The 26,788-nt window shown below is 75.8% G+C and carries 28 protein-coding genes; 1 reads left to right on the top strand and 27 read right to left on the bottom strand.

The genetic code is table 11. The features are described 5' to 3' along the window. Positions 1-12: 12 nt before the first annotated feature. The 9 genes from ACZ6O2_RS06105 to hisD all read right to left on the bottom strand — a co-directional run bounded on the left by ACZ6O2_RS06105 (position 13) and on the right by hisD (position 8,336). Positions 13-2,769, bottom strand: a complete 2,757-nt coding sequence (locus ACZ6O2_RS06105; RefSeq protein ID WP_466022160.1) for an AAA family ATPase — start codon at positions 2,767-2,769, stop codon at positions 13-15. A gap of 90 nt (positions 2,770-2,859) precedes the next feature. Further along, entirely contained in the window at positions 2,860-3,249 is a 390-nt protein-coding gene (locus tag ACZ6O2_RS06100) for a RidA family protein (RefSeq protein WP_350709327.1), read from the bottom strand. Further along, positions 3,246-3,971 (bottom strand): bifunctional 1-(5-phosphoribosyl)-5-((5-phosphoribosylamino)methylideneamino)imidazole-4-carboxamide isomerase/phosphoribosylanthranilate isomerase PriA, encoded by a 726-nt coding sequence (gene priA, locus ACZ6O2_RS06095; protein WP_350709329.1) that lies wholly within the window; start codon positions 3,969-3,971, stop codon positions 3,246-3,248. Before priA ends, ACZ6O2_RS06100 begins: the two co-directional genes overlap by 4 nt. Before the next feature lie 16 nt (positions 3,972-3,987). Continuing rightward, positions 3,988-4,311: a hypothetical protein gene (locus tag ACZ6O2_RS06090; RefSeq protein WP_466022159.1), complete on the bottom strand. Its 324-nt coding sequence runs from the start codon at positions 4,309-4,311 to the stop codon at positions 3,988-3,990. Positions 4,312-4,347: 36 nt separating this feature from the next. Further along, complete coding sequence (hisH, locus tag ACZ6O2_RS06085; protein WP_350709333.1) at positions 4,348-4,980, bottom strand: imidazole glycerol phosphate synthase subunit HisH; 633 nt, start codon at positions 4,978-4,980, stop codon at positions 4,348-4,350. A gap of 67 nt (positions 4,981-5,047) precedes the next feature. Then, a complete protein-coding gene (locus ACZ6O2_RS06080; RefSeq protein WP_350709335.1) occupies positions 5,048-5,221 on the bottom strand; it encodes a hypothetical protein in 174 nt (57 codons plus the stop codon). Positions 5,222-5,279: 58 nt separating this feature from the next. Then, the gene (gene hisB / locus ACZ6O2_RS06075) at positions 5,280-5,891 is read right to left on the bottom strand and encodes an imidazoleglycerol-phosphate dehydratase HisB (protein ID WP_088999256.1); all 612 of its coding nucleotides are present in this window, start codon (positions 5,889-5,891) and stop codon (positions 5,280-5,282) included. Between the two features lie 55 nt (positions 5,892-5,946). Next, a complete protein-coding gene (locus tag ACZ6O2_RS06070) occupies positions 5,947-7,017 on the bottom strand; it encodes a histidinol-phosphate transaminase (RefSeq protein ID WP_363707779.1) in 1,071 nt (356 codons plus the stop codon). Continuing rightward, on the bottom strand, positions 7,014-8,336 hold the full coding sequence (gene hisD, locus ACZ6O2_RS06065) for a histidinol dehydrogenase (RefSeq protein WP_466022158.1): 1,323 nt from the start codon (positions 8,334-8,336) through the stop codon (positions 7,014-7,016). Before hisD ends, ACZ6O2_RS06070 begins: the two co-directional genes overlap by 4 nt. Before the next feature lie 106 nt (positions 8,337-8,442). Between hisD and ACZ6O2_RS06060 the strand changes: the two genes are divergently transcribed. Next, on the top strand, positions 8,443-9,147 hold the full coding sequence (locus ACZ6O2_RS06060) for an LON peptidase substrate-binding domain-containing protein (RefSeq protein WP_350709340.1): 705 nt from the start codon (positions 8,443-8,445) through the stop codon (positions 9,145-9,147). Here the strand turns inward: ACZ6O2_RS06060 and ACZ6O2_RS06055 are convergent. The 18 genes from ACZ6O2_RS06055 to ACZ6O2_RS05970 form a co-directional block, all read right to left on the bottom strand. Next, positions 9,062-9,988: a DUF2567 domain-containing protein gene (locus ACZ6O2_RS06055; RefSeq protein WP_466022157.1), complete on the bottom strand. Its 927-nt coding sequence runs from the start codon at positions 9,986-9,988 to the stop codon at positions 9,062-9,064. The genes ACZ6O2_RS06060 and ACZ6O2_RS06055 overlap by 86 nt on opposite strands. Positions 9,989-10,044: 56 nt before the next feature. Further along, a complete protein-coding gene (locus ACZ6O2_RS06050; RefSeq protein WP_466022156.1) occupies positions 10,045-11,649 on the bottom strand; it encodes a MinD/ParA family ATP-binding protein in 1,605 nt (534 codons plus the stop codon). A gap of 77 nt (positions 11,650-11,726) precedes the next feature. Next, positions 11,727-12,740, bottom strand: a complete 1,014-nt coding sequence (locus ACZ6O2_RS06045) for a hypothetical protein (protein ID WP_466022155.1) — start codon at positions 12,738-12,740, stop codon at positions 11,727-11,729. Positions 12,741-12,784: 44 nt separating this feature from the next. Continuing rightward, positions 12,785-13,729, bottom strand: coding sequence for an RluA family pseudouridine synthase (locus ACZ6O2_RS06040; protein ID WP_350686255.1), 945 nt, complete (start codon positions 13,727-13,729; stop codon positions 12,785-12,787). Next, positions 13,726-14,337, bottom strand: coding sequence for a signal peptidase II (gene lspA / locus ACZ6O2_RS06035; RefSeq protein ID WP_466022154.1), 612 nt, complete (start codon positions 14,335-14,337; stop codon positions 13,726-13,728). Before lspA ends, ACZ6O2_RS06040 begins: the two co-directional genes overlap by 4 nt. A gap of 66 nt (positions 14,338-14,403) precedes the next feature. Further along, positions 14,404-14,823 carry a TraR/DksA family transcriptional regulator gene (locus tag ACZ6O2_RS06030; protein ID WP_088992775.1) on the bottom strand — a complete coding sequence of 140 codons (420 nt, stop codon included), beginning with the start codon at positions 14,821-14,823 and terminating at the stop codon, positions 14,404-14,406. A 221-nt stretch (positions 14,824-15,044) separates the two neighbouring features. Beyond that, positions 15,045-16,544 carry a potassium/proton antiporter gene (locus ACZ6O2_RS06025; protein ID WP_350709350.1) on the bottom strand — a complete coding sequence of 500 codons (1,500 nt, stop codon included), beginning with the start codon at positions 16,542-16,544 and terminating at the stop codon, positions 15,045-15,047. A 22-nt stretch (positions 16,545-16,566) separates the two neighbouring features. Then, the gene (locus ACZ6O2_RS06020; protein WP_350709352.1) at positions 16,567-16,866 is read right to left on the bottom strand and encodes a DUF167 domain-containing protein; all 300 of its coding nucleotides are present in this window, start codon (positions 16,864-16,866) and stop codon (positions 16,567-16,569) included. A 14-nt stretch (positions 16,867-16,880) separates the two neighbouring features. After that, a complete protein-coding gene (locus ACZ6O2_RS06015) occupies positions 16,881-17,498 on the bottom strand; it encodes a hypothetical protein (protein ID WP_466022153.1) in 618 nt (205 codons plus the stop codon). Between the two features lie 76 nt (positions 17,499-17,574). After that, positions 17,575-18,375, bottom strand: coding sequence for a DivIVA domain-containing protein (locus tag ACZ6O2_RS06010; RefSeq protein ID WP_393262741.1), 801 nt, complete (start codon positions 18,373-18,375; stop codon positions 17,575-17,577). Between the two features lie 44 nt (positions 18,376-18,419). Then, on the bottom strand, positions 18,420-18,725 hold the full coding sequence (locus tag ACZ6O2_RS06005; RefSeq protein WP_350709358.1) for a YggT family protein: 306 nt from the start codon (positions 18,723-18,725) through the stop codon (positions 18,420-18,422). A 30-nt stretch (positions 18,726-18,755) separates the two neighbouring features. Then, complete coding sequence (locus tag ACZ6O2_RS06000) at positions 18,756-19,451, bottom strand: cell division protein SepF (RefSeq protein ID WP_350709359.1); 696 nt, start codon at positions 19,449-19,451, stop codon at positions 18,756-18,758. Between the two features lie 196 nt (positions 19,452-19,647). Beyond that, the gene (locus ACZ6O2_RS05995; protein WP_466022152.1) at positions 19,648-20,394 is read right to left on the bottom strand and encodes a YggS family pyridoxal phosphate-dependent enzyme; all 747 of its coding nucleotides are present in this window, start codon (positions 20,392-20,394) and stop codon (positions 19,648-19,650) included. A gap of 9 nt (positions 20,395-20,403) precedes the next feature. Beyond that, positions 20,404-21,519 (bottom strand): cell division protein FtsZ, encoded by a 1,116-nt coding sequence (gene ftsZ, locus ACZ6O2_RS05990; protein ID WP_350686241.1) that lies wholly within the window; start codon positions 21,517-21,519, stop codon positions 20,404-20,406. 252 nt (positions 21,520-21,771) lie between these two features. Continuing rightward, positions 21,772-22,587, bottom strand: coding sequence for a cell division protein FtsQ/DivIB (locus ACZ6O2_RS05985; protein WP_466022151.1), 816 nt, complete (start codon positions 22,585-22,587; stop codon positions 21,772-21,774). Further along, the gene (gene murC / locus ACZ6O2_RS05980) at positions 22,584-24,128 is read right to left on the bottom strand and encodes a UDP-N-acetylmuramate--L-alanine ligase (protein ID WP_466022150.1); all 1,545 of its coding nucleotides are present in this window, start codon (positions 24,126-24,128) and stop codon (positions 22,584-22,586) included. The genes ACZ6O2_RS05985 and murC overlap by 4 nt, the downstream gene beginning before the upstream one ends. Before the next feature lie 55 nt (positions 24,129-24,183). Beyond that, positions 24,184-25,293 (bottom strand): undecaprenyldiphospho-muramoylpentapeptide beta-N-acetylglucosaminyltransferase, encoded by a 1,110-nt coding sequence (gene murG / locus ACZ6O2_RS05975; RefSeq protein WP_350709365.1) that lies wholly within the window; start codon positions 25,291-25,293, stop codon positions 24,184-24,186. Then, entirely contained in the window at positions 25,293-26,705 is a 1,413-nt protein-coding gene (locus tag ACZ6O2_RS05970) for an FtsW/RodA/SpoVE family cell cycle protein (protein ID WP_350709390.1), read from the bottom strand. The genes murG and ACZ6O2_RS05970 overlap by 1 nt, the downstream gene beginning before the upstream one ends. Between the last annotated feature and the right edge of the window lie 83 nt (positions 26,706-26,788).

Below are 26,788 nucleotides of genomic sequence, written 5' to 3'. Positions count from 1 at the left end.
TCGGGTGTTTCCCTACCCTTCGCCGTCGGCCGCGCGGGCCATCGCGGCACCGAGTTCGGCACGGCTGGCAACCCCGAGCTTGCGGTAGATCCGCGCGAGGTTCGCCTCGACCGTCTTCGGGCTGATGAACAGCGTGTCGGCGATGACGCGGTTGGTGCGACCGGCGGCGGCGAGCCGGGCCACCTCGCGTTCCGTGCCGGTGAGCTGGCGGGGCGCGGGCGGGCGGCCGCCGGTGCGGCCCGCTTCCGCGCGGGCCCGGGCCGCCAGGGCGGCCGCCCCGAGCGCCTCGAACTCGGTGGCCGCCGCGACCAGCGCCTCCCGCGCCTCGCGGCGGCGCCGCACCCGCCGGTACGCGACCCCGGCCACCAGCAGGCAACGGGCCCGGTCCAGGGGCAGCACGTCGGCGGGCACCGCGGCCCGGGCGGCGGCCAGCTCCGCCAGGGCGTCCGACGGGTCCCGGCCCCGGGCGCCGGCGAGCAGGGCCCGACTGCGGGCCAGGCCCAGCGTGGTCCACGGCCGCGGCAGCCGCCGGTGCCGGGCGGCCAGCCGGTCCAGCACCGCCTCGGCGGTGACCAGGTCACCCGCGCCGACGCAGGCCTCCAGCCAGTCCGGCTCGAAGCGCTGGGCGATCGGCTCGACCAGGCCCAGCTCGTCGACGGTCGCGGCCAGCTCGCCGTAGTGCCGGGCGGCGGCCGGCAGCCGGCCACCGGTCAGCGCGGCGAAGCCGGCCAGCTGGGCGTAGATCCGCCGCCGCCAACGGTCGTCCAGCTCGGCGGCCCGGCGCAGCCCGTCCTCGGCGACGCGGGCGGCCTCGGCCAGCTCGCCCCGGTACGCGTGGAGCAGCCCGTCCAGCCAGTGTTCGCCGGCCGAGTCGCTGCCGTACTGCTCGCCCAGTTCGCGGGCGGCGGCGATGTGCGCCGCGGCGGCCGGATAGCGCCCGGCGAGCAGCTCGGTCTCCCCGAGGTGGCAGAGGAGCTCGTGCTGGGAGGGCTCGTCGCCGCGGGCGGCGGCCCGCTCCAGCATCCGGTGCAGCCGGTCGCGGGCCCGCCCGTGCTCGTCCACCGCCTTCCACCAGGCAGCCGGCACGATGCCCGCCAGCCAGGACGGTTCCTCCCCCTCCAGCGCCAGCCCCCGGTCCAGCAGGTCGGCGCGGGCCGGCAGCCCGGCGCGCACCTCGTTGAAGAAGAGCAGCAGCAGCGCCGCGGCGTGCACCGGGCGGTCGTCCGGGCGGTCGGCCAGCAGGGCGACCGCCGCCTCCGCGTGCCGCCGGGCCGGGTCCGGCGCGTCCCGGAACAGGCTGAGGTGCGCGTGGATCCGCCCCGCCAGCGACGAGCCGGGCGGGGCGGCGTCGAGCGCCCGGTCGGCCACCGCCCGGACCGCCTCCGGCGGCTCGTCGGAACTCCACGCGACGACCGCCCGCAGCAGCAGCGCCTCGGCGCGCGCCGGCCCGGTCAGCTCCTCGGCCGCGCGGTCGGCGGCAACCTTCGCGGCCGGGTAGTCGCCGCTGTCGAACCGGCACTCCGCGGCGGCCAGTCGCCACCGCGCGTGCCCGCCGGGCGCGCCCGGCGGGGCGAGCCGGGCCGCGCTGTCGTACAGCCCGGCCGCCGTCTCCGGTGCCCCCCGGCTGCGTTGGCGCGCGGCTGCCGCCGCGATCTCGGCCGCCGCCGCCGGGTCGGGGCCGGCGACGCACCGGGCCAGCTGCCGGGCCCGCTCGTCCGGGTCGGTCGCGGTGTCGGCCAGCAGCCGGTGCGACCGGCGGCGCACCCCCGGCGGCACGTCGTCGCGAACGGCGGCCGCGTAGACGGGGTGGGTGAACACGACCTCCTCCCCGCGCACCGCGACCAGGCCGGCCTCCTCGGCCGGGTCGAGGGCGGCCGCCGGGACCCCGGCCCGGGCCAGCCCCGCCACGGTGGGCAGGCCGGAGAGAGCGACCAGCCGGATCGCGTGCCGGGTGTCCGGCGGCAGGGCGGCCACCCGCTCGGCGACGAGCTGCCGCAGCGACGGCGCGGCCGGCAGGTCGGCACCGGGCGCCGGCAGCTGCGGCATCCGCAGGACCGCCCGGGCCAACTCGATGGCGAGCAGCGGATTACCCCCGGACTCCTCGGCGATCCGCACCAGCAGGGGCCGGGGCAGCGCCGTCCCGGTCTCGTTGTGCAGCACGTGGTGCAGCGCCCCCACGCCGAGCGGGCCGAGGGACACCCGGTCGAGTCGGGCGCCGGCGGCGCCGCGGTCGAGCCCGAGCGGGGCCGGCTCCGTCCCGGCGGGTTCGGCGCGGGCGGTGACCAGGACGGCGACCCGGGGCACCAGCCGGCGCACCGCGAACCGCAGCGCGCGCTCGCTCGGCGGGTCGAGCCACGGGGCGTCGTCGACGGCCAGCAACAGCCGCGGCGCGGCCGGGTCGGCGGCGGCGTCCAGCAGCGACCGGGTGGCCGCGCCGACCGTCCGCTCGTCGACCGGCTGCGCCACCTCGTCGCCGGCGAGCAGCACCCCGCCGAGCGCCGCGCGCTGCGGCGCGGGCAGCTCGGGCACCCGGGCGGCGAGCGGGGCCAGCAGGTCGGCGAGCGCCGCGAACGGCAGCGCCGCCTCCGTCTCCGTCGGCGCGCAGGCCAGCACCAGCCAGCCGGCCCGGCCGGCCGCGGCCAGCAGCGCCCGGTGCACGACGGTCTTGCCGATCCCGGCAGGGCCCTCCACCAGCACCGACCGGCCCTCGTCCAGAGCCCGCCAGGCGCGGTCGACCACCGTGTCCCGACCGACGGCCGCCCCGTTCACCGGGTCAGTCTGGCACCGGCGGGCCGGGTCGGTCGAGGACCGGACGGCGGGTCGCGCACGGCCGTCCGGAGCGGAATGCCCCGGCTGCGCTCAGCGGTCGCCGAGGTACGCCTCCACCTCCACCTCCACGAGGTGGTCCGGATCCAGCAGGCCGGCGACCACCACCATCGTGGCGGCCGGGCGGACCGCTCCGAAGACCGCGTTGTGCGCCCGACCCACCTCGTCGGCGTACGCGCGGTCGGTGACGTACATCCGGGTGCGGACCACGTCGCCGGGCGCCGCGCCGACCTCGGCGAGCGCGTCCAGGGCGATCCGCAGGGCCTGCGCGGTCTGCGCCGCGGCGTCCCCGACGTGGGTGACCACGCCGTCCACGGTGGAGGTGCACCCGGCGGTCCAGGCCAGGTCGCCGGCCCGGACCACCCGGGAGTAGCCGTACACGGACTCCCAGGGGCCGCCGGAGCCGAGCCGGGTGGCGGTCACGCCGCGGCCAGGGTGTCCAGCGCCTGCGCGACGGTGAACGCGCCCGCGTAGAGCGCCTTGCCGGCGATCACGCCCTCCACGCCGATCGGCTCCAGGGTGGCCAGCGCCCGCAGGTCGTCCAGGGTGGAGACGCCACCGGAGGCGATCACCGGGGCGTCCGTGCGCGCGCAGACCTCGCGCAGCAGGTCCAGGTTCGGCCCGCGCATGGTGCCGTCCTTGGTGATGTCGGTGACCACGTACCGCGCCGCGCCGGCCTTGTCCAGCCGCTCCAGCACCTCGTAGAGGTCGCCGCCGTCGCGGGTCCAGCCCCGGGCGGAGAGGGTACGGCCCCGCACGTCGAGCCCGATCGCCACCCGGTCGCCGTACTCGCCGCAGATCCGGTCGCACCAGACCGGGTCCTCCAGGGCCGCGGTGCCGATGTTCACCCGGGCCGCGCCGGTACCGAGCGCGGCCTGCAACGACTCGTCGTCGCGGATGCCGCCGGAAAGCTCCACCTTCACGTCGAGCTGGCGCACCACCTCGGCCAGCAGGTGCGCGTTGGAGCCCCGTCCGAACGCCGCGTCGAGGTCGACCAGGTGGATCCACTCGGCACCGTCCCGCTGCCAGGCCAGCGCGGCCTCCAGTGGGTCGCCGTACGTCGTCTCGCTGCCGGCGGCGCCCTGCACGAGCCGGACGGCCTGGCCGTCGGCGACGTCCACGGCGGGCAACAGGGTGAGGCTCACGATTCTTCTCCTCGGGTCAGGTGCGACGGTCCAGGGCGATCACCACGATCGCCGGCAGTACGAGCAGCAACAGCACGACCAGCGCGATCCGCAGCGCCAGGTCGTCCACGAGCGACCAGATCAGGACCATCGCCGCCAGGGTCAGCAGCACGATCGCGGCCCGCTCGCCGCGGCTGTGCCGGGGCAGCCGGCCGGTACGCCGCCGCCGCAGCGTGGGCGTGATCCGGCGGACCAGCGCCCGCCGGCGCGCCCGCCGGGCCGCCCGCCGCTCCCGGACTACCCGGTCCCGGGCCGCCTCGGCCTCCCGGGCCGCCCGGCGACGGGCCCGCTCCTTGCTCACGACGTGCCCCGCCGACGGGCGGGGGCGGACGGGCGCTCAGTCACCGGTGGAGAGCGTGGCGAGCCAGTTGCCCAGCAGCGCGGCACCGGTGTCGGCGGACTTCTCCGGGTGGAACTGCGCCGCGCACAGCGCGCCCCGCTCCACGGCCGCCACGAAGTCGGTCCCGTGGTGGGCGGTGGTGACCGTGGCGCCGGCGGCGGCCAGGGCCCCCGGGTCGCCGACGGCGTACGAGTGCACGAAGTAGAACCGGCTGTCGGCGGGCAGCCCGGCGAAGAGCACCGACCCGGCCGGCGCCGACACCGTGTTCCAGCCCATGTGCGGCAGGCGGTCGGCGGCCAGCCTCGTCACCCCGCCGGGGAGCAGCCCGAGGCCCTTGGTCACCACGCCGTGCTCGTCACCGTGCTCGAAGAGCACCTGCATGCCGACGCAGATGCCCAGCACCGGACGCCCCGCGGCGACGCGCTCCGCGATCACCGGCCCGGCGCCGAGCGCCTCGATGCCGGCCATGCAGGCGGCGAACGCGCCCACGCCCGGCACCACCAGCCCGTCCGCCTCGGCGGCGGCGGTCAGGTCGTCGGTCACCGTCACGTCCGCGCCGGCGCGGGCCAGGGCCCGCTCCGCCGAGCGCAGGTTGCCCGACCCGTAGTCGAGCACCACCACGTTGCTCATGCCGCCACCTCGCCGCCCCGGGCGACGGCTCGGGGCCGCGCCGCGGCCGGCCCGACGAGCCGCCGGCTCACGAGCCGTCCCCGGGCAGCAGCCAGAGCACGCCGCCGGCCGTGGCCAGCACGGCGAGCAGCGCGGTCACGACCACCGCGCCGCGCGGCGCGCCCTGCTTGTGCAGCGACCAGGTGCCGCCCACCAGCACACCGGCCAGGATCAGCAGCAACGTCGGCAGGACCCCGCCCATCAACTCCGCCCTCCGTCCGCGGCTGCGGGGCTCCGCCGTGCCGCCTTCCTCGCGCCCATCAGAGAGCACCCTTCGTGCTGGGGATCGCGCCCGCGGCGCGCGGGTCGATCGCGGTGGCCTCGCGCAGCGCGCGCGAGACGGCCTTGAACTGCGCCTCCACCACGTGGTGGGCGTCCGGGTGCCCGCCGGGGCGGGCCGCTCGCAGCACGTCCACGTGCAGGGTGATCCGGGCCGCCTGGCCGAAGGACTCCCAGATGTGCCGGGTCATGCTGGTCGGGTAGACAGGCCCGATGTACGGCGCGAGCGCCGGCTCGTCGTGCACCACGTACGGGCGGCCGGAGAGGTCGACCGCGGCCCGGACGAGGACCTCGTCCATCGGGACGGTGGCGGAGCCGTACCGCCGGATGCCGGCCTTGTCGCCCAGCGCCTGGTCGAACGCGGCGCCCAGGGCGAGCGCGGTGTCCTCCATCGTGTGGTGGGCGTCGATCTCCAGGTCGCCGACGGTGCGCACCGTCAGGTCGAAGCCGCCGTGCCGGGCGATCTGGTGCAGCATGTGGTCGTAGAAGCCCACCCCGGTGCCGATCTCGGCGCGGCCGGTGCCGTCGAGGTCGATCTCGACGAGGACCTTGGTCTCCTTGGTGATCCGCTCCACCCGGGCGGTCCGGCTCATTGTCTGCCTCTCGGTCGCGACTGCGGGGCTCGCAAGCTCACTCCTCGCGCTCCCACTAGATCTTCTCCATGGCGGCGAGGAAGGCGTCGGTCTCGGCGGGGGTGCCGGCGGTGACCCGCAGCCAGCCGGGCAGGCCGACGTCGCGGACCAGCACGCCGGCGTCGAGCAGGGTGCGCCAGGCGGCGGCCTGGTCGCCCCCGACCTCGAACAGCACGAAGTTGGCGTCGCTGTCCGCGACCCGCAGCCCCCGGCCCCGCAGCTCCGCCACGATCCGGTCGCGCTGCCGCATGATCGCGGCCACCGTGCCGAGCAGGGCGTCGCGGTGCGCCAGCGCCGCCCGGGCCGCGGCCTGGGTCAGCGCCGAGAGGTGGTACGGCAGCCGGACCAGCTGCACCGCCGCCACCACCGCCGGGTCGGCGGCCAGGTAGCCCAGCCGGCCGCCGGCGAACCCGAACGCCTTGCTCATCGTCCGGGTCACCACCAGCCGCGGGTGCCCGGGCAGCACCGCCAGCGCGCTGACCGTGCCGGGGCGGGCGAACTCGGCGTACGCCTCGTCGACGACCACCATGCCGGGCGCGACGTCCAGCACGGCGGCGACCACGGCCGGGTCGAGCGCCGTGCCGGTCGGGTTGTTCGGCGAGCAGAGGAAGACCACGTCCGGGGCGTGCGCGCGGACCTGGGCGACCGCCTCGTCGGCGGTCAGCCCGAAGTCGACGCCGCGCCGGGCCGGCACCCAGCGCGTGCCGGTGCCGAGCGCCAGCAGCGGGTGCATCGAGTACGCCGGGGTGAAGCCGAGCGCGGTACGCCCCGGCCCGCCGAACGCCTGGAGCAGCTGCTGCTGGATCTCGTTGGAGCCGTTGGCCGCCCACACCTGCTCGACGGTGAGCCCGTGGCCCAGGTAGCCGGCGAGGTCGGCGCGCAGCGCCACGGCGTCGCGGTCCGGGTAGCGGTTGAGGTCGCGCAGCTCCGCCGCGAGGGCCTTGCCGATGGCGTCCACCACCGGCTCGGGCACCGGGTAGGAGTTCTCGTTGGTGTTCAGCCGCACCGCGACGTCGAGCTGCGGCGCCCCGTACGGCGTGAGCCCGCGCAGGTCGTCCCGGATCGGCAGGTCGTCGAGCCCGCTCACGACGCCGTCCCCGGGAAGCGCACGCTGACCGCCTGCCCGTGCGCGGGCAGGTCCTCCACTCCTGCGAGGGTGACCACGTGCGGGGCCACCTCGCGCAGCGCCTCCTGCGAATACTCCACCAGGTGGATGCCGCGCAGGAAGGACTGCACGGAGAGCCCGGAGGAGTGCCGGGCGCAGCCCCCGGTGGGCAGCACGTGGTTGGAGCCGGCGCAGTAGTCGCCGAGCGACACCGGCGACCAGGCGCCGACGAAGATCGCCCCGGCGTTACGCACGCGCAGCGCCCACTCGCGGGCGTCCCGGGTCTGGATCTCCAGGTGCTCGGCCGCGTAGGCGTCGACCACCCGCAGCCCGGCGTCGAGGTCGTCGACCAGGACCACGCCGCTCTGCTCGCCGGTCAGCGCGGTGGTGACCCGCTCGGCGTGCTTGGTGGCCGGCACCTGCCGGGCCAACTCCCGCTCGACCGCGTCGACCAGCGCGACCGACGGGGTGACCAGCACGCTGGCGGCGAGGGGGTCGTGCTCGGCCTGGCTGATCAGGTCGGCCGCGACGTGCGCCGGGTCGGCGGTGTCGTCGGCCAGGATGGCGATCTCGGTCGGGCCGGCCTCGGCGTCGATGCCGACGACGCCGCGCAGCAGCCGCTTGGCGGCGGTCACCCAGATGTTGCCCGGGCCGGTGATCATGTCGACGGGGTCGCAGTGCGCGTCGCCCCCGGCGTCGACGGCCGCCCCGTACGCGAGCATCGCGACAGCCTGGGCGCCGCCGACGGCGTAGACCTCGTCGACGCCGAGCAGGGCGCACGCGGCGAGCACCCGGGGATCGGGCAGGCCGCCGTTGTCCTTCTGCGGCGGGCTGACCACGACCAGGGAGCGGACCCCGGCCGCCTGGGCCGGCACCACGTTCATCACCACGGTCGACGGGTACATCGCCAGGCCACCGGGGACGTAGAGGCCGACCCGGTCGACCGGCACCCAGCGCTCGGTCACCGTGCCGCCCGGCACCACCTGGGTGGTGTGGTCGGTGCGCCGCTGGTCGGCGTGCACCTTGCGGGCCCGCGTGATCGACTCCAGGAGCGCGGTGCGCACCGCGGGGTCGAGGGTCCCCTCCGCCTCGGCGATCGCCTCGCCGGGCACCCGCAGCACCTCGGGCGAGACCCCGTCGAACCGCTCGCTGGCCTCCCGGATCGCCGGGTAACCATGCTCCCGGACCGCCTCCACGAGCGGGCGGATCCTCTCGACGGCCACGGAGACGTCGAGCTGGGCACGGGGCAGCAGGCGGCGCGGGTCGCGGACGCCGCCGCGCAGGTCGATCCGGTTCAACACCCTTGCGAGTCTAGGCGGCCGGCCCGGACGCCGACCGCTGCCGCCCGTACGCCGGGACGGTGAGCCGGGACACGCCGCCGCGCCGGGATCGGGCTACCCTCGACGCGTGACTGCGCGGCTGCCGGTATTTCCGCTCGGGACGGTCCTCTTCCCCGGTCTGGTGCTGCCACTGCACATATTCGAGGAGCGTTACCGAGCCCTGGTCCGGCACCTGGTCGGGCTCCCCGAAGGCGCCCCACGCGAGTTCGGCGTGGTGGCCATCCAGGCCGGCTGGGAGGTCGCCCCCACCGCCCCGGACGGCCGGCCGGTGCCCGGCGGTGGCGACGTCACCCTGCACGAGGTGGGCTGCACGGCCGAGCTGCGGCAGGTCACCGAGCGCCCCGACGGGGGCTTCGACATCGTCACGGTGGGCCGGCGCCGGTTCCGCGTCACCGACGTCGACCGCGAGACCGCGCCCTACCTCACCGCGGAGGTGGAGTGGCTGCCGGAGCCGGACGGGCCGGACGAGGTCGCCGACCTGCTCGCCGCCCGGGTGATCTCGGTCTTCCGGCAGTACCTGGGACTGATCCGGGCCGACCCGGAGGAGCTGTCCGAGCAGTTGCCGGAGGACCCGACGGTGCTCTCCCACCTGGTCGCCGCGACGGCGGCGCTGACGGTGGCCGACCGCCAGCGGCTGCTCGCCATCGACGACACCGCCGCCCGGCTCCGCGCCGAGCTGCGGCTGCTCAACCGTGAGGCGGCGCTGCTGCGCCAGGTGCGGGCGGTTCCGGTGCCGCTGGCGGAGCTGGCCTCCCCGCCGACTCCCAACTGACTCCGGGCGCGCCGGGCTCGGGCTCCGGGCGCAGCGACGGCCAGCGGGACCAGCCCGCCAGCAGGGTGTACGCCACGGCCGCGCCGAAGGCGGGCAGCAGCAGGTTGCCGTGCGGCACCGGCAGCACGCCGAAGATCAGGTCGATCCCGCCGGCCCGCAGGTCCGCCGGCTTGCTGAAGGCCTGGCCGTCCGGGGCGGTCGCCAGCAGCCGCTGGTAGCCGGCCAGCCCGATCCGCCGGCCCACCTGCCAGGCGACCAGCGCCGCGCCGAACGCGCCGAGCACGGTGGCGAGCAGGCCGACGGGCCCCCGCACGCGGCGCAGCACGAACCACAGCGCGAGCGCGGCGAGCACCCCGAAGCCCAGCCCGAGCAGGCTGAACCAGCCGTCGGCGGCGACCGGCTGCTCCGGCTGCGGCTCGGCGTAGATCGCGCCGTCGGGGACCTTGAGCACCGGGGTGTCCGGGGCGAGCGCGGCCCAGAGCAGCCCGAGCGGCACCCCCAGGACGGTCAGCGCGAGCCCCGCGCCCGCCGCGAGCCGCACCGCCCGGCGACGCGGCAGCTCGGGCTCGGCGGGCGGGACCGGTTGGCCCACTCCGTAGACGGCGCCCGGGCCGTAGGGGAACGCGCCGGGGCCGTCGTACGGGCTCGCGGCGCCCGCCGTCGGCGGGGCGTACGGGCCGGCCTCCCGCGCGACCTGCTGGTCGACCTCCCGGGCGGCGTACGGGCCGGCGGGGGCGTCCTCGGCCGGGGCGGCGGGCTCCGCCGGGGCTGCCGGTGCCGGGGCGGCCGGCTCGTCGGGTCGGCGGCCGGGCCGGTCGGGTTCGGGGGTGTCCGCGCTCACCCCGTGATCCTCTCAGGCCGGGCTGCGGCGCGGGTGGCCGGTGGCGGCACACCCGCTCACCGGGCGAACGGTTCCAGCATCACCGCGGCGGCCTTCAGCCACGCCTGCCGGGTCTCCTGCTGGAGCTGCTGGTACTCGATCGAGGAGCCGGTCTCCAGCGCCGGGTCGTACGGCACCACGGCGACGGCGCGGGTGCGGGTGGCGAAGTGGCGCTCCAGGTCGTCCTGCAACGGGGAGCGGCCCGGCGTGGGACAGGAGATCAGGGTGACCGCGTTGTCGGCCAGCTCGCCCATGCCCACCTCGTGCAGCAGGTCCAGCATCCAGTCGGCGCTGAACGCGGCGTCCTCGCGCGGCACCGTGGTCACCACGAGCTGGTCGGCCGCCTGCATGACGGTACGCCAGTTGGCGCTCTCCACGTTGTTGCCGGTGTCCACGCAGATCACGTCGTGGGTGCGCCGCAGCAGCTCCAGCACCCGCCGGACGGTGAACTGGTCGAGCCGCTGGGCGAACCGGGGGCTCTCCTCGCCGGCCAGCACGTCGTACGAGCCGTCGGAGGCGTGCCGCAGGTAGTCGTCGAGGTGCTCCAGCAGCTCCGCGCCCTCCTTGATCTCGATGTGCGCGAGGTCGCCGACCAGGTGCCGGATGGTGCGGGCGTGCCGGGCGCTGCCGGCGCGCAGCCCGAGGGTGCCGCGCAGCTCGTTGTCGTCCCAGGCCAGCACGCCCCGCCCGCGCACGCTGCCGACGGTCGCCGCGGCCAGCACGGTGGCGGTGGTCTTGTGCACGCCGCCCTTGGGGTTGGCGAACGCGAGCACCCGCGGGGTGCCCAGGTCGCGGCGGAGCACCCCGGCGGCGCGCTCCGACTCGCTCTCCGCCCCGCGCGGGCGCCACTCGACGCGGGCCGGGTAGCCCCGCTCGGCGACCGGGGGCGGGGCGGGCGCCGCCGGGGGCGGCTGCTGGTAGGCGGGCTCGGGGCGGTAGCCGCCGTCGAGCAGGGGGGCGTACCGGGACTCGGCCGGGGGCGGTTGGTGCCGGTAGCCGTTGTCCAGCAGCGCGTAGCGCGACTCGACCGGCTCGTGCCCGCGCCGCTGCGTCGGCACGACGTGGGCCGGCTCGGGCCGGTGGGCCGGCGGCTCGCGGTGCTCCGGCTCGGCCGGGTAGCCCGGGTCCACCCGGTAGGCCGGCTCGGCCGGGTCCACCCGGTAGGCCGGCTCGACCCGGTAGGTGGCCTCGGCCCGGTACCCCGCGTCGGCCGAGCGGCCGTACCCGGCGTCCGCCGAGCGGCCGTACCCCCCGTCGGCGGGGCGGCCGTACCCCGAGTCGGCGGGTTGGCCGTATCCGGCGTCGGCCGGGCGGCCGTACCCCGCGTCGGCCGGGCGGCCGTATTCCGTGCCGTACCCCGGCGGGCCGGGCTCCGCGCCGTGCGGCGGCTCGGGGGCCCGCCCGATGGCCGGCACCCGCGCGGCGTAGCCGTTCCCCGACGACCGGCGCGGCAGCGGCTCGGGCGGGGCCGGCGGCACCTCGCGCCGGTCGGTCTCGGTCTGCTCGGCCGGTCGACCGCCGTGCCGGGCCCGGTCGAGCAGCGCCCGCCACCGCGGTGCTGGTTCGGCCGGCTGTGCCCAGCCGGTCTCGCTGCCCTCCACGGCTCGCCCTCCCAGCACCATCGACGTCCGCCTGACAGGCTACGAACGAAACCCTATTCGGACCACACCCGTCCGCGCACCTTCGGCCCTGCCCACCGTCACCCGGCCGGCGCCCCGGTCCCGCCGGCGGCGGCGTCTGCCGAGGTGGGCGGGGTCGGCGGCGGGATTCCGCCGGATGCCGGGCCGGTCCGGACCGGTGACGAATCCGTCACCTCGGGTGCGGGTTCCGACGTTTCGCCCACCGGCGGGGTCGAGGGCGTGCCCCGGTCGCCTCCCCCCGTGGCCGCTCCCGCGACGAGGCCGGCGTCGGCCGGCGGGTGCGCGACCTCCCGCTGCTCGGGCAGCGGCGGCGTGAAGACGGTCCGGTCGAGCCGGGTTACCTCGGGTGCCGGGTCGACCGCCCGCACCCCGGGCCGGGCGGCCAGGCGGCGCAGGGCCACCGGCTCGGCGCGGACCACCGCGGCGTAGAGGCAGGCGCAGCCGGAGCGGTACGCGGCCGCCTCCGCCGCCGACACCTCGGCGCCGCTGTCGTACACCTGCCGCAGCTCGCGCTCGGCCTGCCCGCCGCCGGTCAGCGCGGCGGACCGGGCGCGGTAGTCGGCGGCCTCCCGCTCCTTGCGGGCGGCGACCTCGGCCATCCCGGCGACCACGTCGTCGGGCACCCGCTGCGCGGGGATCCGGACGATCTCGGTCTGCCGGTCGGTGAGCGGCACCCGCCCGAGGACGGTGGCGACCGGCACGTCGCCGAGGATCGCCGCCGCCCCCTGCGGGGCCAGGTAGGACGAGAGGGAGACCAGGGCGTACGTCCCGTCGCCGGCCGCCGGGGCGGCGGGCGGCAGCGCGGCCAGGTCGGCGGCGGCGGCGCGGACGTAGCCGGGGATCGAGTCGCCGTGGGCCACCCCGACCCGGGTCACCTCGCCGACGGTGCGGTCACCGGTCGGGCGGTCGTCGCCGGCCCACACGGCGGTGAGCAGCACGGCGGCGCAGGAGAGCAGCGCGACCGTGGTGAGCACCCGCGGCCGGGCCGGACCGGCGCCGGGCCGGGTCACGGCGCCGGCCAGCCGGGACAGCGGTGGCTGGTCCCATCGCCGCAGCGGGTCGCCGGCGCGCACGGTGCGGGTCCCCCTCGTCGAATCGTCTGGCGGTGGGGCGACGCTCAGTCGCGGAGGATCTCGAGCGCCCGGCCCAGGTCGTCAGGGTAGTCGCTGACGAAGCGCACCTCGTCCCCCGTACGGGGGTGCAGGAAGCTCAACGAGCGGGCGTGCAGCCACTGTCGGGTCAGGCCCAACCGGGCGGAGAGGGTGGGGTCCGCCCCGTAGGTGAGGTCGCCCACGCACGGGTGCCGCAGGGTGGAGAAGTGCACCCGGATCTGGTGGGTGCGGCCGGTCTCCAGCCGGACGTCGACCAGGCTCGCCGCCGGGAACGCCTCCACCGTGTCGTAGTGGGTGATGCTCGGCTTGCCGCCGGAGACCACCGCCCAGCGGTAGTCGTGGGTGGGGTGCCGGTCGATCGGGGCGTCGATGGTGCCCCGCAGCGGGTCGAGGTGCCCCTGCACCACGGCGTGGTAGCGCTTCTCGACCTCGCGGTACTTGAACGCCCGCTTCAGCGCCGTGTACGCCTGCTCGCTCTTGGCCACCACCATGATCCCGGTGGTGCCCACGTCGAGCCGGTGCACCACGCCCTGCCGCTCGGCGGCGCCGCTGGTGGAGATGCGGTGCCCGATCGCGGCCAGCGCGCCGATCACCGTGGGGCCGGTCCAGCCGGGGCTCGGGTGCGCGGCGACGCCGACCGGCTTGTCCACCACCACGATGTCGTCGTCGGCGTGCACGACCCGCAGCCCGGGGACCGCCTGCGGCACCACGGTGGGCGGGGCGGCCGGGGCGGGCAGGGTCACCTCCAGCCAGGAGCCGGCCCTGACCTTGTACGAGTTGGCCCGGACCACCCCGTCGACCAGCGCGTCGCCGGCGTCGACCAGGGCCGCGGCGGCGGTGCGGGAGAGCCCGAAGAGCCGCGACACCGCCTGGTCGAGCCGGGTGCCGTCGAGGCCGTCGGGCAGGGGCAGGGAACGGTGGTCGCCGCCGGCGGCGAAGGCGGAGGTCATGCCCGCTCCCGCTGCCCCGCGTCGGCCGGCGCCGTCGCCCCGGTGGCCCCGTCCTTGCCGATCCGGCTGCCGTCGCGCTGGCGGCCGGTCAACTCCAGCACGACGGCGAGCACCACGCCGCAGACCAGGGCGCTGTCGGCCAGGTTGAACACCGGCCAGACCCGGCCGTACGGGTCGAAGAGGCTGACCATGTCGACCACGTGCCCGACGAACCAGCCCGGGGCGCGGAAGATCCGGTCGGTGAGGTTGCCCAGCGCCCCGCCGAGCACCAGGCCGAGCGAGATCGCCCAGGGCAGCGAACGCAGCCGCAGGGCCATCCAGAGGATCCAGCCGACCACGCCGAGGGTGATCAGCGGGAAGACCCAGGTGTGGTCCGAGCCGATGCTCCAGGCCGCGCCGCTGTTGCGGGTCAGGGTGAGGTAGACCGCGCCGCCGAGCAGCTTGACCGGCTCGCGGTCGGACAGCGTGAGCAGGGCGAGGTGCTTGGTGACCAGGTCGGCCACGAGGGCGGTCAGCGCGACGCCGAGCAGGATGGTGACGGCCCGGCGGCGGGGCGTGCCGCCTCCCGGCTCAGCGCTGCCGGACCCGGCGGGCGGTGCTTCGGACATCTGCTCCCCATCGACGCTCGCGGCGGCGCCCGCGCGCCGCCTCCCATGGCCGCCGGGGAGCGGGCCTCAGCGCCGCTCCTCCAGCTGCTTGCACGTCACGCAGAGGGTGGCCGACGGGAACGCGGCGAGCCGCTCCACCGGGATCGGGTTGCCGCACCGCTCGCACCAGCCGTAGCCACCCTCGTCGAGCCGCTCCAACGCCCGCTCGACCTGCGTGATCCGTTCCAGGATGCTGTTGGCGAGTGAGATCTCCTGCTCGCGTTCGAACGTCTTCGTCCCGGTGTCGGCCTGGTCGTCCCCGGCCGAGTCGGTCAGCCGGTCGCGCTGCAGCTCGGTGATCTCACTCAGCGTCTGATCGTACTCGGCACGCAACTCGTCACGCCGCGCCGCCAGGGCCGCCCGGATCTTCTCGGTCTCCGCCGCGCTGCGGGTGGCCTTCGCCACCGGCTTGCGGCCGGCGGTCCTGGTCTCGGCTGGCTTCGCCATCGTCGCTCCCTCGGCCGCGGAACCGCGGCGGACCGCGGCGCCTGGACAGGGGCCGCCGACATCGGCGCCCCCAGTACAAAAGGGGCGCGCGGCGACGTGGCCGCGCACTCCGGAGATTCGCAAGAATACGGAACGTACAGGCGTCCGACAACGTGCCGCTCCGACGCACCGCCGCTCGGCCCCGAGTCGCACCTTATCGGGGCAAAAGGAACGCTAGCAGATCAACCGTCGCGATCCTCGCCGTACTCGCCAAACCAGCGGGCCAGCCGGCCCCGCCGGCTGACCGCCCGCAGCCGGCGCTCCGCCTCGTCGCGCACTCCGGCGGTCGCCACGATCAGCAGGCTGTCGCCGGTCTTCAGCCGGAAGTCCGGGCCGGGCACGACGCCCGCCCCGTCCCGCAGCACCAGCGTCACCGAGGCGCCCAGCGGCAGCCGCAGCTCGTCGACGTGCACCCCGGCCAGCCGGGAACCGGGCGGCACCTCCACCTGGAGCAGGTCGGCGCGCATCCGTTCCAGCGGGGCCGTCTCCACCCGGATCTCCGCCGCCTCGGCCGGGGCGGTCACCCGCAGCCGCCGGGCCACCGGGGCGAGGGTCCCGGTCTGCAGCAGCGTGAAGATCACCACCAGCACGAAGACCGAGTCGAAGAGCCGGTCGGCGCCGGGCACCCGCTCCGACAGCGGAATGGTGGCGAGCACGATCGGCACCGCGCCGCGCAGCCCCGCCCAGGACAGGAACGCCTGCTCGCGCAGGCCGAACCGGAACGGCAGCGCGGACGCCGCCACCGACAGCGGCCGGGCGAGCAGCACCAGCGCCAGCCCGGCGACCACCGCCGGCAGCACCGCCGAGCCCAGCCGGCTCGGCGTGACGAGCAGCCCGAGCAGCACGAACAGCCCGATCTGCGCCAGCCAGGCCAGCCCGTCGGCGAAACCGAGGATGGCCTGCCGGTGCGGCAGCCGGGCGTTGCCGAGGATCACCCCCGCCACGTAGACGGCGAGAAAGCCCGAGGCGTGCAGCACCGCGCCGGCGGCGTAGGCGAACACGGTCAGCCCGACCGCCGCGATCGGGTAGAGCCCCGCCGACGGCAGGGCGGCGTGCCGCAGCGCCCACCGCCCGCCGACGCCGGCCGCGAAACCGACGGCCGCGCCGACGCCCAGCTCGTAGCTCACCAGGGCGGTCTCGTACCACCACGGATGGGTGATCCCCTCCCGGGACAGCAGCACCACCAGCAGCACGACCGGGGCGTCGTTCATCCCCGACTCGGCCTCGAGGGTCGCCACCAGGCGGGGCGGCAGGCGCAGCCGGCGCAGCGTGGCGAAGACCGCGGCCGCGTCGGTGGAGGAGAGCACCGCCCCGTAGAGCAGCGCCAACCGCCAGTCCAGCCCGAGCAGCAGGTGCACGGCGAGGCCGACGACCAGGATGCTGACCACCACGCCGACGGTGGAGAGCAGGGCGGCGAGCCCAAGCACCGGGCGCAGTGTGCTCCACCGCGCGGTCAGCCCGCCCTCGGCGATGATCACGATGAGCGCGCAGAAGCCGAGGGTCCGGGTCAGCTCGGCGTCGTCGAAGCGGATGCCCAGCCCGGCCTCGCCGATGGCGACGCCGAGGGCCAGGTAGACCAGGAGGCTCGGCACCCCGAGCCGGGTGGACAGCCGCACCGCCCCGACCGCCACCAGCAGCACCGCCGCGCCGAGCAGCAGCGCGAGATCCAGCCCCGGCGTCACGGGTGCCCGACCCGGGCGTACGTCACCCGGCGGCCCCGTCGCGCAGCCGGCGCAGCGCCTCGGTCAGCTCCGGTGCGGGACCCTCGACCAGGAAGAGCTTGTCGCGGCTGGCCGCGCCCGCCCGCAGGGACACCGCAGCCGGTCGGACGCCCAGCGCCCCGGCCAGCGCTCGCCGGGCCGCCTCGGTGGCCCGGCCGTCCACAGCCGGCGCGTTGACGGCGACCACCAGCGCGGGCCCGTGCGGGCCGTCGAATCGGCCGCCGACGCGGGCGCGGGCGGAGCCGGGCTTCACCCGGACCGCCACGGTCAGCGTGTCGTCCATCGGATCCGGGCCGCTCAGAGCCGGCCGGCGTCGGCGAGCAGGGCGGTGTCCGGCGCGCAGTCGGCGCACGGGGTGAAGCCGAGTTCGACGGCCTCGCCGACCGGCAGCGACTCGTGCTCACGGCCCACGAGGTGGGCGCACCCGGTGAGGTGGTAGCGCGGACGCCCGTCGACCACCCGCACCTCGGCGTCGAGGCGGGCCACCCGGGCGGCGTCGGCCGGCGTGACGTCCTGCGCCGCCGGCTCGTCGTCGTACGCCCCGACCGCGCCGGGCGCGGCGCCCCGGGAGCCGACGTCGGCCACCGGCGGCTCGGGCGGTTGCCGCCACCCGGTGCCGCCGGCGTCGACCGTCGGAGGGACGTGCTGGACGGGGATCTCCGGCTCCACGGGCGGCCCGTACGCGAAGGCCGGATCGGCCGGCCGGGTCGCCGTGCGCGACGGCCGCTCGGTGCGCGACGGCCGCTCCGCCGCCAGCCGGTCGCCGGCCGCCTGGCGGGCGCCCACGACCAGCGCGACGGCGGCCAGCAGGCTGGCCGCGATGGAGACGACGAGAAGGACGCTGGAGCCACCGGCCAGGCCGGCCACCAGCAGCACCACCGCGACGAGGATGAGCAGGAGACTCGCGACTATCACGGCTCACCCCCCGCCGTGTCGTGCCGATGAGGCGAGGTCGGCGACCGTCGCGGTGGCGACGGCCGCCGACCGGTGGTCAGCGACCGGATTCGAGGGCGCCGGAACGACCGCCGCCGTAGGAGCCGGCGAGACCGGCTGCGGCGAGCCCGTTGCCGCCGGCAGCCCGGGTGCCCTCACCACGGGTCATCTCGGCCTCCAGGCCCTGGCCACGGCCGTCGAGGTCGCGCAGCTGGCTCTCCAGGTAGGCCTTCAGGCGGGTGCGGTACTCGCGCTCGAACTGCTTGAGCTCCTCGATGTGCTTCTGCAGCGCGGTGCGCTTGGCGTCCAGGCCGCCCATGGCCTCCTGGTGCCGCTGGCGGGCGTCGCGCTCGAGGGCGTCGGCCTTGGAACGGGCCTCGCGGGTGACCTCCTCCGCCTTGGAACGGGCCTCGGAGAGCAGCTGGTCGGCCTCGCGACGGGCGTCCGAGACGTGGTCGTCGGCCGTCCGCTGGGCCATCATCAGCACCCGCAGCGCCTGCTGCTCGCCGTCACCGGTCACCGCCGGCCCGCCGGCCGTACGGACCTGCTCCAGCTCCGCCTGCATCGCCCGGGCGGCCTGCTCGGCCGCCGCCTTGTCGCGCTGCACCCGGTCGAGCTGGGCCTTGACGTCGTTGAGCTCCGCCGCGAGACGGGCGTCGCCGCCGGGGCCGGCGGGGGCGCCGCCACGGCCGCCGCGCTCCACCTGGGCACGCAGCTCGTTGTTCTCCTCGATGAGACGGGCAAGCTCGCGCTCGACCTCGTCCAGGAAAGCGTCGACCTCCTCCTCGTCATACCCCCGCTTGCCGATCGGCGGCTTTTTGAAGGCGACGTTGTGGACGTCGGCCGGGGTCAGCGGCATCGAAACTCCTCGGGTCAGTTGCGGCCGCGAAAGCGCGTCGGTCATCAGACAAGGCTTATGATCGACCGCCTCAACACGAACTCCATCAGCACGAACAGGATAACCAGGAGCACAAGTGAGGCCAGGTCGATGCTCACGGTACCAATTCGCAACGGAGGGATCACACGCCTCAACGCGTTGAGGGGGGGATCAGTGACGCTCCACACGATTTCCAGACCCACCGATGCCCCGCGGCCCGGCTGCCAGCGCCGACCGTACTGGAGGACGGCGCTCAGGACGAACCGGGCGAGCAGGGTGATGAGGAAGATGTAGAGCACCAGATACAGCACTTGCAGCACGATCGACAACACGACAGGCGACGTCCCTCGGGTCGGGCGGGGCTAGCTCAGACTGAAGAAGCCGCCCTCGGCGATCTTGGCCTTGTCCTCCGCGGTGACCTGGACGTTGGCCGGTGAGAGCAGGAACACCCGATTGGTCACGCGCTCGATCGTACCGCGCAGGCCGAACGCGAGCCCGGCGGCGAAGTCGACAAGTCGACGCGCGTCCGCCTCGTCCATCTCGGTGAGGTTGATGATCACCGGGACGCCGTCGCGGAAGTGCTCGCCGATGGTCCGCGCCTCGCGGTAGGTGGTGGGGTGCAGCGTGGTGATCTGGTAGCGCTGCTCCTCCTCGGCGACGACCGCCCGCTCACGCGGCTGCGCCTGCGGCGCCAGGGCCAGGTTGTCGCGGGTGTGGTAGGTCAGCGCCCCGGAGGTCTCGCCGGCGGTCGACCGGGTGATGGAGCGGACGCTGGACCGCTCGGCCCGCTCCGGGCGGTCGCCGTCGGCCCGCTCGGCCTCGGCCGCCCGGGAGGCGACCCGCTCGGAGAGCCGGCCACGGTCGCCGAGGCGGGACCGGGGCGCCGGCGGCTCCTCGGCGTCGTCCTCCTCGTCGTCGGCGAACTCCTCCGAGTACCGGCTCTGCCGGTAGCGCGAATCGCGGTAGCCACCCTTGTCGTAGCCACCGTCGTCGTAGGCCCGCTCGTCGTCCTCTTCGACCAGACCGAGCCAGACCCCCGCCTTGCGCAGTGCACCCATCCCGCGCCCTTCCCGTCCGCCGTGCGGCACGCGCCCCCGTGCCGTGTCGCCTTGTCGCGAGTGGAACACTTTCTGCCCACCGGACCGGACCGGCAATCCCCTGGCGCGCGATTCGCGTCGCACGCCACGACCCCCGACAACGGGACGCCGCCCCTTCAAAACAACACGCATGTAATTTGCTTCTCTCGCGGTCAGGCTACCGCAGCGTGGGACGCATTCCGAGCAACGCGCTGCCCACGCGGACATGTGTCGCGCCGTACCGGATCGCGATCTCCAGGTCCCCGCTCATGCCGGCGGAGAGGGCGGTGGCTCCCGGATGGAGCGTCCAGAACCCGGCGGCCACCTCGGCCAGCCGGGCGAACGCCCGCTCCGGCTCCCAGCCCAGCGGCGCCACCGCCATCAGGCCGGTCAGCCGCAGGCCGTCCGCGCCGGCCACCGCCTCGGCCACCGGGCCGAGCCCGGCGTCCGGGTCGGCCGAGTCGGGCAGCGCCCCGCCCCGGCCGGTGGCCCCGTCGATGCTGACCTGGACCAGCACGTCCAGCGGCCGGTCCCGGCCCGCCGCCGAGGCCGCGTCCAGCGCCCGCGCCAGCCGGACACTGTCGACGGAGTGGACCACGTCGGCGTAGCGGACCACCGACCGGGCCTTGTTGCGCTGCAACTGGCCGATGAAGTGCCACCGGGGCGTCACCCCGGCCGCGGCCACCTCGGCCGCCTTGGCGGACGCCTCCTGGTCCCGGTTCTCCCCCACGTCGGTGACGCCGAGCCCGGCCAGGGCCACCACGTCCCCGGCCGGGTAGGTCTTGGTCACCGCGATCATGGTGATCTCGGAAGTGTCCCGTCCCGCGTCGGCGCACGCCTGCGCGATCCGGGATCGTACGTCGGCCAGGCCGGCCGCGAGTTCGGCGCGCCGGTCCGGGCGCACCGTGGCTGGGCTGTCGGTCATCGGCGGGGCTCAGGAACCGTTCTTGAGGAAGTCGGGCACGTCCACGTCGTCGAAGAGCACCCGGCGCGGCGACTGGGTCGGCGCCGGCATCGTCGGCGGGGGCGTGACCGGCGTGCTGGGCTGGGTGGGCTGGTTCTGGTTGGGCTTGCGGCCCGACTCGGCGGCCTTGTACGCCGGCGCGCCGCCGTCGAAGCCCGCCGCGATGACGGTGACCCGCACCTCGTCGCCGAGGGCGTCGTCGATGACCGCGCCGAAGATGATGTTGGCGTCCGGGTGGGCCGCGTCGGTGACGAGCTGGGCCGCGTCGTTGATCTCGAACAGGCCCAGGTCCGACCCGCCGGCGATGGAGAGCAGCACGCCGCGGGCGCCGTCCATGCTCTGCTCCAGCAGCGGGCTGGAGATGGCCGCCTCGGCCGCCTCGACGGCGCGGTTCTCGCCGCGGGCGCTGCCGATGCCCATCAGCGCGCTGCCCGCGCCGCTCATCACGCTCTTGACGTCGGCGAAGTCCAGGTTGATCAGGCCCGGCGTGGTGATCAGGTCGGTGATGCCCTGGACACCGGAGAGGAGGACCTGGTCGGCGGTGCGGAACGCGTCCATCATGCTGATGTTGCGGTCGCCGAGCGCCAGCAGCCGGTCGTTGGGGATGACGATCAGCGTGTCGCACTGGTTGCGCAGCTCGTCTATCCCGGACTCGGCCTGCACCTGGCGGCGCTTGCCCTCGAAGGAGAACGGCCGGGTCACCACGCCGATGGTCAGCGCGCCGAGCTTGCGCGCGATGTTCGCCACCACGGGCGCCCCGCCGGTGCCGGTGCCGCCGCCCTCGCCGCAGGTCACGAAGACCATGTCGGCGCCCTTGAGCACCTCCTCGATCTCGTCGCGGTGGTCCTCGGCGGCGTTCTTGCCGACGTCGGGGTTGGCGCCCGCGCCGAGCCCACGGGTCAGCTCGCGGCCGACGTCGAGCTTGACGTCGGCGTCGCTCATCAGCAGCGCCTGCGCGTCGGTGTTGATCGCGATGAACTCGACGCCCTTGAGCCCAACCTCGATCATCCGGTTGACGGCGTTGACGCCGCCGCCACCGATGCCGACGACCTTGATGACCGCCAGGTAGTTGTGCGGAGGTGTCATCTCCGGTCCTTTCCCTTCGAGATTGGCATGGGCCGACCGGGTACGGCTTGGCCAGACCAGCGGTCGACGACAGCTGTCACCAGCGAGGATCAGGATTAAACCCTCACCCTCTACTAGAGGCTTACAGTTATGTCAACCACTGAACCCCTTCGGGGCAACGTAAGCGCACCCACGCCGTGAGCCAAGGACCCGCCCGGCGTGTCGCCGTGGGAGCGGGACGGGTCACGTCGCCCGGTGGGACCGAGCTGCCGGTCACCGCAGGGTCACCACGTCCGGGGCGCTCACGTCGATGGTGTCGGCCTCGCGGTCGAGCAGGGCGGTGGCGACCCGCGCCTTGTCCACGCCCCGGGTCGCGTCCCCCCAGACCACCACCCGGTCGTCGCGCAGCCGGAGCTTGATCCGGGCCAGCCCCTCGACGGTCACGTCCACCAGCCCGGCCCGCAGCTCCGGGGTGAGCACGGCGAGCACCTCCAGGGCGGCCCGGGTCGCCCCGTCGTCCGGCCCCGGCTCGGCGAGCCGGACCACCGGCAGGCCGTCCGGCTGCCGGGGCAGGGTCCGGAACACCACGCCCGTCCCGTCGATCACCACGAACTGTTCGCCGCGCGGCACCGCCGCCACGCCCGTGCGCTCGGTCACCCGCACCACCAGCGCGTCCGGCCAGTCCCGGGTGACGACCGCCCGCTCCACCGCCGGCAGTCCCCCGACCCGCCGCGCGATGGCGGCCAGGTCCGCCCCGGCCAGCGGGGCCCCGTCGGGCACCGCCGCCGCGTCGCGCACCTGCACCGCGCTGACCAGTTCCGCGCCCTCGACCCGGACCTCGCGCACCCCGAACAGGCCGGTGCCGAGCAGCGCCCAGGCGACCAGCCCGGCCAGGCCGAGCACGCCGGCCGCGATCGCCCACGGCAGCGCGGCCCGCATCCGGCGCTGCCGGGCGCGGGCCATGAACCGCCGGGTCGAGGCGGGGACCGCGTCGCTGCCGGCCCGGACCAGCTGCCATCGGCGCACCGGTCCGCGCCGGCCACCGCCGTCCGCGCCGGTGGTGCGCCCGCGCGCCGGACCGGGGCTCATCCGGCCGCGGGCGCCGCGCCGTCCGGGACCGCGCCGCCGACGCCGGGAACGGTGCCGCCGATGGTCGTCGCCCCGCCGGCCTCGCCGCCGGGCGTCGTGCCCGCCGGCGCCGCCGGATCGGCGGTACGCGTCGACAGCGCGTCCAGCAGCTGGTCCCCCATCAGCGAGATCGGCGGGGCGCCCATGGTCACCACGACGTCACCGGGGCGGGCCCGCCGGGCCACCTCGGCCGGCGCCGCCTCCCACGAGTCCACGAAGACCTTCCGCTCCGCCGGCAGCGGCACGGCCTCGACCAGCGCCGCCGAGCCCTCCCCCGGCTGGCGCAGCTCGCCCGGGCCGAAGACCTCCAGCAGCACCATCTCGTCGGCGATGGCCAGCGCCTCGGCGATCTCCGTCTGGAGGTCGCGGGTGCGGTAGAGCCGGTAGGGCTGGAACACCACGATCAGCCGGCCGTCCCCGGCCACCTCACGCAACGTTTGCAGCGCCAGCGTCATCGAGGTCGGGTGGTAGGCGTACTCGTCGTAGACCAGCACGTCGTCCGCGACGCCCTTGCGCTCGAAGCGCCGCCGCACGCCGGGGAACGCCGCGAGCGCGGCCTCGGCCGCCTCCAGCGGCAGCCCCAGCAGGTACGCGGCCAGCACCGCCGAGGCGCTGTTGAGCCCCATGTGCCGCCCCGGCACCGGCAGCCGGAACTCGCCCAGCGACCGGCCGTCGATCTCCGCCAGGTAGCGGGCCCCCCGGGCCGAGGAGGCGACGCCGGTCAGCCGCAGGTCGGCGTCGGCCGCCTCGCCGTACGTGTGCACCCGCCGGCCCTCCGCGCGCAGCGTCTCGGCCAGCCGCCGCCCGCCCGGGTCGTCGGCGCAGGTGATGATGAAGCCGTCCGGGTCGGTGAGCCGGGCGAACTCGGCGAAGGCCGCCTCCAGGTTGGCCAGGTCCCCGTAGGTGTTCAGGTGGTCGGCCTCGACGTTCGTGATGATCGACACGTACGGGCGGTAGATCAGGAAGGAGCGGTCGCTCTCGTCCGCCTCGACCACGAAGTACTCGCCCGTGCCGTGGTGGGCGCCCGAGCCGACCTCGGAGATCTCCCCGCCGATCACGAAGGACGGGTCCTGCCCGGCCTGCTGGAGCACCATCGTGACCATCGAGGTGGTGGTGGTCTTGCCGTGCGTGCCGGCGACCGCCACCGTCCGGCGGCCGGTCATCGCCGCCGCGAGGGCCTCGGAGCGGTGCAGCACGCGCAGGCCGCGCCGGCGCGCCTCCACCATCTCGAGGTGGTCCTGCGGGATCGCCGAGGAGTAGACGACCGTGTCGACGCCGTCGAGGTTGGACGCCTCGTGGCTCATGTGGATGGTGCCGCCGAGCGCCCGCAGGCCGGCCAGGGACGGCCACTCCCGCAGCTCGCTGCCGGAGACGGGGATGCCCCGGGTGAGGAAGAGCCGGGCCAGGCCGCTCATGCCGACCCCGCCCACCCCGATCAGGTGGATCGTGCCCAGGTCCTCCGCGGTGAGCGTGCCTGCCGGGGTGAACTGTGCGGTGTTCATGACGGGAACCTTCCGGTCGCGGCGGCGCGGGCCTCGGGGCGGACGGGCCGCGCCCTCATCGGGCCGCCACCGCCTCGTAGACGAAGTTGAGCAGCGCCTCGTCGCCGTCGCGGCGCCCGTACGCGGCGGCGGCGGCACCCATGGCGGCGAGCCGGTGCGGGTCGCGGATCAGCGGGATCACGGTCCGCTCGACCCAGTCGGGGGTCAGCTCGGCGTCGTCGACGAGCAGCCCGCCGCCGGCCTCCACCACGGGCAGCGCGTTGCGCTTCTGCTCCTGGTTGCTGTGCGGGTAGGGCACGTAGATGGTGGGCAGCCCGATCGCGGCCACCTCGGCGCAGGTCATCGCCCCGCCCCGGCCCAGCATCAGGTCGGCGGCGGCGTAGCCGGCCTCCATCTCGGACAGGTACGGCAGCGTCACGTACGGGACCGGCAGGTCGGTGGGGACCGGCACCGGCTCGTTGCGGGCACCGATCACGTGCAGCACCTGCACCCCGTTGCGGGCGAGTTCCTTGGCCGCCCCGGCCACCGCGAGGTTGATCGAGCGGGCGCCCTGCGAGCCGCCGGCGACGAAGAGCACCGGCAGGTCGGGGCGGAGCCCGAAGTGGGCCCGCGCCGCGTTGCGCATGGCGACCCGGTCCAGGCCGGCGATGCCCCGGCGCAGCGGCACGCCGACGACCCGGGCGTCGCGCAGCGCCTCGGACTGGGCGGGCTGGTGCGGGAAGCCGACGGCGAGGTGCTTGGTGAACTTCATGCCGAGCCGGTTGGCCACGCCCGGCGGCACGTTCACCTCGTGGATCACGATCGGCAGCTCGCGCCGCCAGGCCGCGAGGTAGGCCGGCACGGAGACGTACCCGCCGAAGCCCACCACCACGTCGGCGCGCACCTCGTCGATCACCTTGCCCGCGGCGCGGGCCGCGGTCCACATCCGGCCCGGGGTCTTGACCAGGTTCATGTTGACCGACCGGGGCAGCTGGTAGGCCGGGATCTGCCGCAGGTCGTAGCCCTGCGGCGGGATCAGCTCGTTCTCCAGGCCCTTCGGGGTGCCCAGGCAGGTGATCCGGACGCCGGGGTCGTGTCGGCGCAGGCAGTCGGCGAAGGCGAGCAGCGGGTAGATGTGCCCCCCGGTGCCACCTCCCGCGAGCACCACCGAACGCAGCGGACCCATCAACGTCTCCTCTCGTCCGCCGACCCGCGCCGGGTCCGGGCGAGCCGGACGCCGCGCGGTGCGGCCTGGTCGTCGGGCCGCCGCTCCCGCGACCGGGGCACGGACCCTCGGGCAGCCGGGGGCGACGCCGGGCGGCGACGCCGCCCGGGAAGCGGCGGCAACGGGGCCCAGAGTAGTCGGACCCATCGGGCCGGCGGACGGGCATGCAGCGCTCTGGCGGCGTCGGGTTCGGCGCGGGCGAAGGAGGCGAGCATCCCGATCGCGGCGAGCGTCACGACCAGGGCGCTTCCGCCGTCGGAGATGAACGGCAGCGGCAGGCCGGTGATCGGCAGCAGCCCGACCACCCCGCCGATGTTGATCACTGCCTGGCTGACCAGCCAGGTGGTCGCCGCGGCGGCGGCGAGCCGGCGGAACGGGTCCTCGACGCGCCGGGCGATGCGCAGCCCGGTGTAGGCCAGCACGGCGAACAGGCTGAGCACCACGACGCAGCCGATCACGCCCAGCTCCTCGGCGATGATCGCGAAGATGAAGTCGTTGTGCGCCTCCGGCAGCCAGCCGAACTTGAGGCTGGACTTGCCGAGCCCCACGCCGAACCAGCCGCCGTGCTCGATGGCCAGCCGCCCCTGGTAGATCTGGTAGCAGCCCTCGAGCTTGCAGTCGTCCGGGGAGGGCGGGTTGAAGAACGACATCAGTCGCGCGAAGCGGTAGTTCTCCTCGCCCCGCTCGCCGGAGCCGGCGCCCAGGGAGGCGACGGCGATCAGCAGGCCGACGCCGAGCAGCCCGAGCACGGACAGCGTGCCGAAGACGCGCATCCGCACCCCGGCCGCCCAGAGCAGCCCCACCACCACGGCGAGCAGGCAGAGCATCGTGCCGAGGTCGTTGTAGCCGACCAGGACGAAGAGCAGGCCGACGACCGGGAAGAGCGGGGTGGCCAGCTCGCGCCACCAGCCCAGCGCGGCGCCCTTGCGGGCGATCACGTGGGCCCCCCAGAGCACCAGGGCGAACTTCGCCAGCTCCGAGGGCTGCACCTGGATGCCGCCGACGAAGAGCCACAGCAGCCGGGCCTCGATCGGGCCGATCCGGGCGGAGTCCTGGCCCGTCAGCCGCGCGTACGCGAGCAGCAGGTTGAGCACCAGCAGCAGGCCGACGGCGGTGAAGAGCAGCGGCCGGCCGAGCACCCGGTAGGTCTTCGCCGGCAGCCGCTGGCAGGCCCAGAAGGCGACGATGCCGATCACCGCGAAGATCGCCTGCTTGGTGAGCGCGGCGAAGGCGTTGCCGCCCTGGGCGTACTCGCGGACGCTGGTCGCGGAGAAGACCATCGTCAGGCCGATCAGCAGCAGCAGCCCGGCGCTGGACAGCAGCAGGTAGTAGGAGGCCAGCGGACGGTCCAGCAGGCCGCGCAGCGCGGCCAGCCCGCCCGCGGCGTCCACCCCGCGCAGCGCCCGGCCGCCGGCCTCGTCCGGCCCGCGCGTCGCGGCGGGCGCGTCGCGCGTAC

The organism is Micromonospora sp. NPDC048040, assembly GCF_055587185.1.
This window is presented reverse-complemented; position numbering and strand designations above follow the sequence as displayed.

What these genes read in the sequence shown, in the direction of transcription:
- hisH (WP_350709333.1), bottom strand. Translation starts at nt 4,980, where the DNA reads ATGAGCAACGTGGTGGTGCTCGACTACGGGTCGGGCAACCTGCGCTCG.
- ACZ6O2_RS06080 (WP_350709335.1), bottom strand. Translation starts at nt 5,221, where the DNA reads ATGGGCGGGGTCCTGCCGACGTTGCTGCTGATCCTGGCCGGTGTGCTG.
- hisB (WP_088999256.1), bottom strand. Translation starts at nt 5,891, where the DNA reads ATGAGCCGGACCGCCCGGGTGGAGCGGATCACCAAGGAGACCAAGGTC.
- ACZ6O2_RS06050 (WP_466022156.1), bottom strand. Translation starts at nt 11,649, where the DNA reads ATGGTGCTGGGAGGGCGAGCCGTGGAGGGCAGCGAGACCGGCTGGGCA.
- ACZ6O2_RS06040 (WP_350686255.1), bottom strand. Translation starts at nt 13,729, where the DNA reads ATGACCTCCGCCTTCGCCGCCGGCGGCGACCACCGTTCCCTGCCCCTG.
- lspA (WP_466022154.1), bottom strand. Translation starts at nt 14,337, where the DNA reads ATGTCCGAAGCACCGCCCGCCGGGTCCGGCAGCGCTGAGCCGGGAGGC.
- ACZ6O2_RS06030 (WP_088992775.1), bottom strand. Translation starts at nt 14,823, where the DNA reads ATGGCGAAGCCAGCCGAGACCAGGACCGCCGGCCGCAAGCCGGTGGCG.
- ACZ6O2_RS06020 (WP_350709352.1), bottom strand. Translation starts at nt 16,866, where the DNA reads ATGGACGACACGCTGACCGTGGCGGTCCGGGTGAAGCCCGGCTCCGCC.
- ACZ6O2_RS06010 (WP_393262741.1), bottom strand. Translation starts at nt 18,375, where the DNA reads ATGCCGCTGACCCCGGCCGACGTCCACAACGTCGCCTTCAAAAAGCCG.
- ACZ6O2_RS06000 (WP_350709359.1), bottom strand. Translation starts at nt 19,451, where the DNA reads ATGGGTGCACTGCGCAAGGCGGGGGTCTGGCTCGGTCTGGTCGAAGAG.
- ACZ6O2_RS05995 (WP_466022152.1), bottom strand. Translation starts at nt 20,394, where the DNA reads ATGACCGACAGCCCAGCCACGGTGCGCCCGGACCGGCGCGCCGAACTC.
- ftsZ (WP_350686241.1), bottom strand. Translation starts at nt 21,519, where the DNA reads ATGACACCTCCGCACAACTACCTGGCGGTCATCAAGGTCGTCGGCATC.
- ACZ6O2_RS05985 (WP_466022151.1), bottom strand. Translation starts at nt 22,587, where the DNA reads ATGAGCCCCGGTCCGGCGCGCGGGCGCACCACCGGCGCGGACGGCGGT.
- murC (WP_466022150.1), bottom strand. Translation starts at nt 24,128, where the DNA reads ATGAACACCGCACAGTTCACCCCGGCAGGCACGCTCACCGCGGAGGAC.
- murG (WP_350709365.1), bottom strand. Translation starts at nt 25,293, where the DNA reads ATGGGTCCGCTGCGTTCGGTGGTGCTCGCGGGAGGTGGCACCGGGGGG.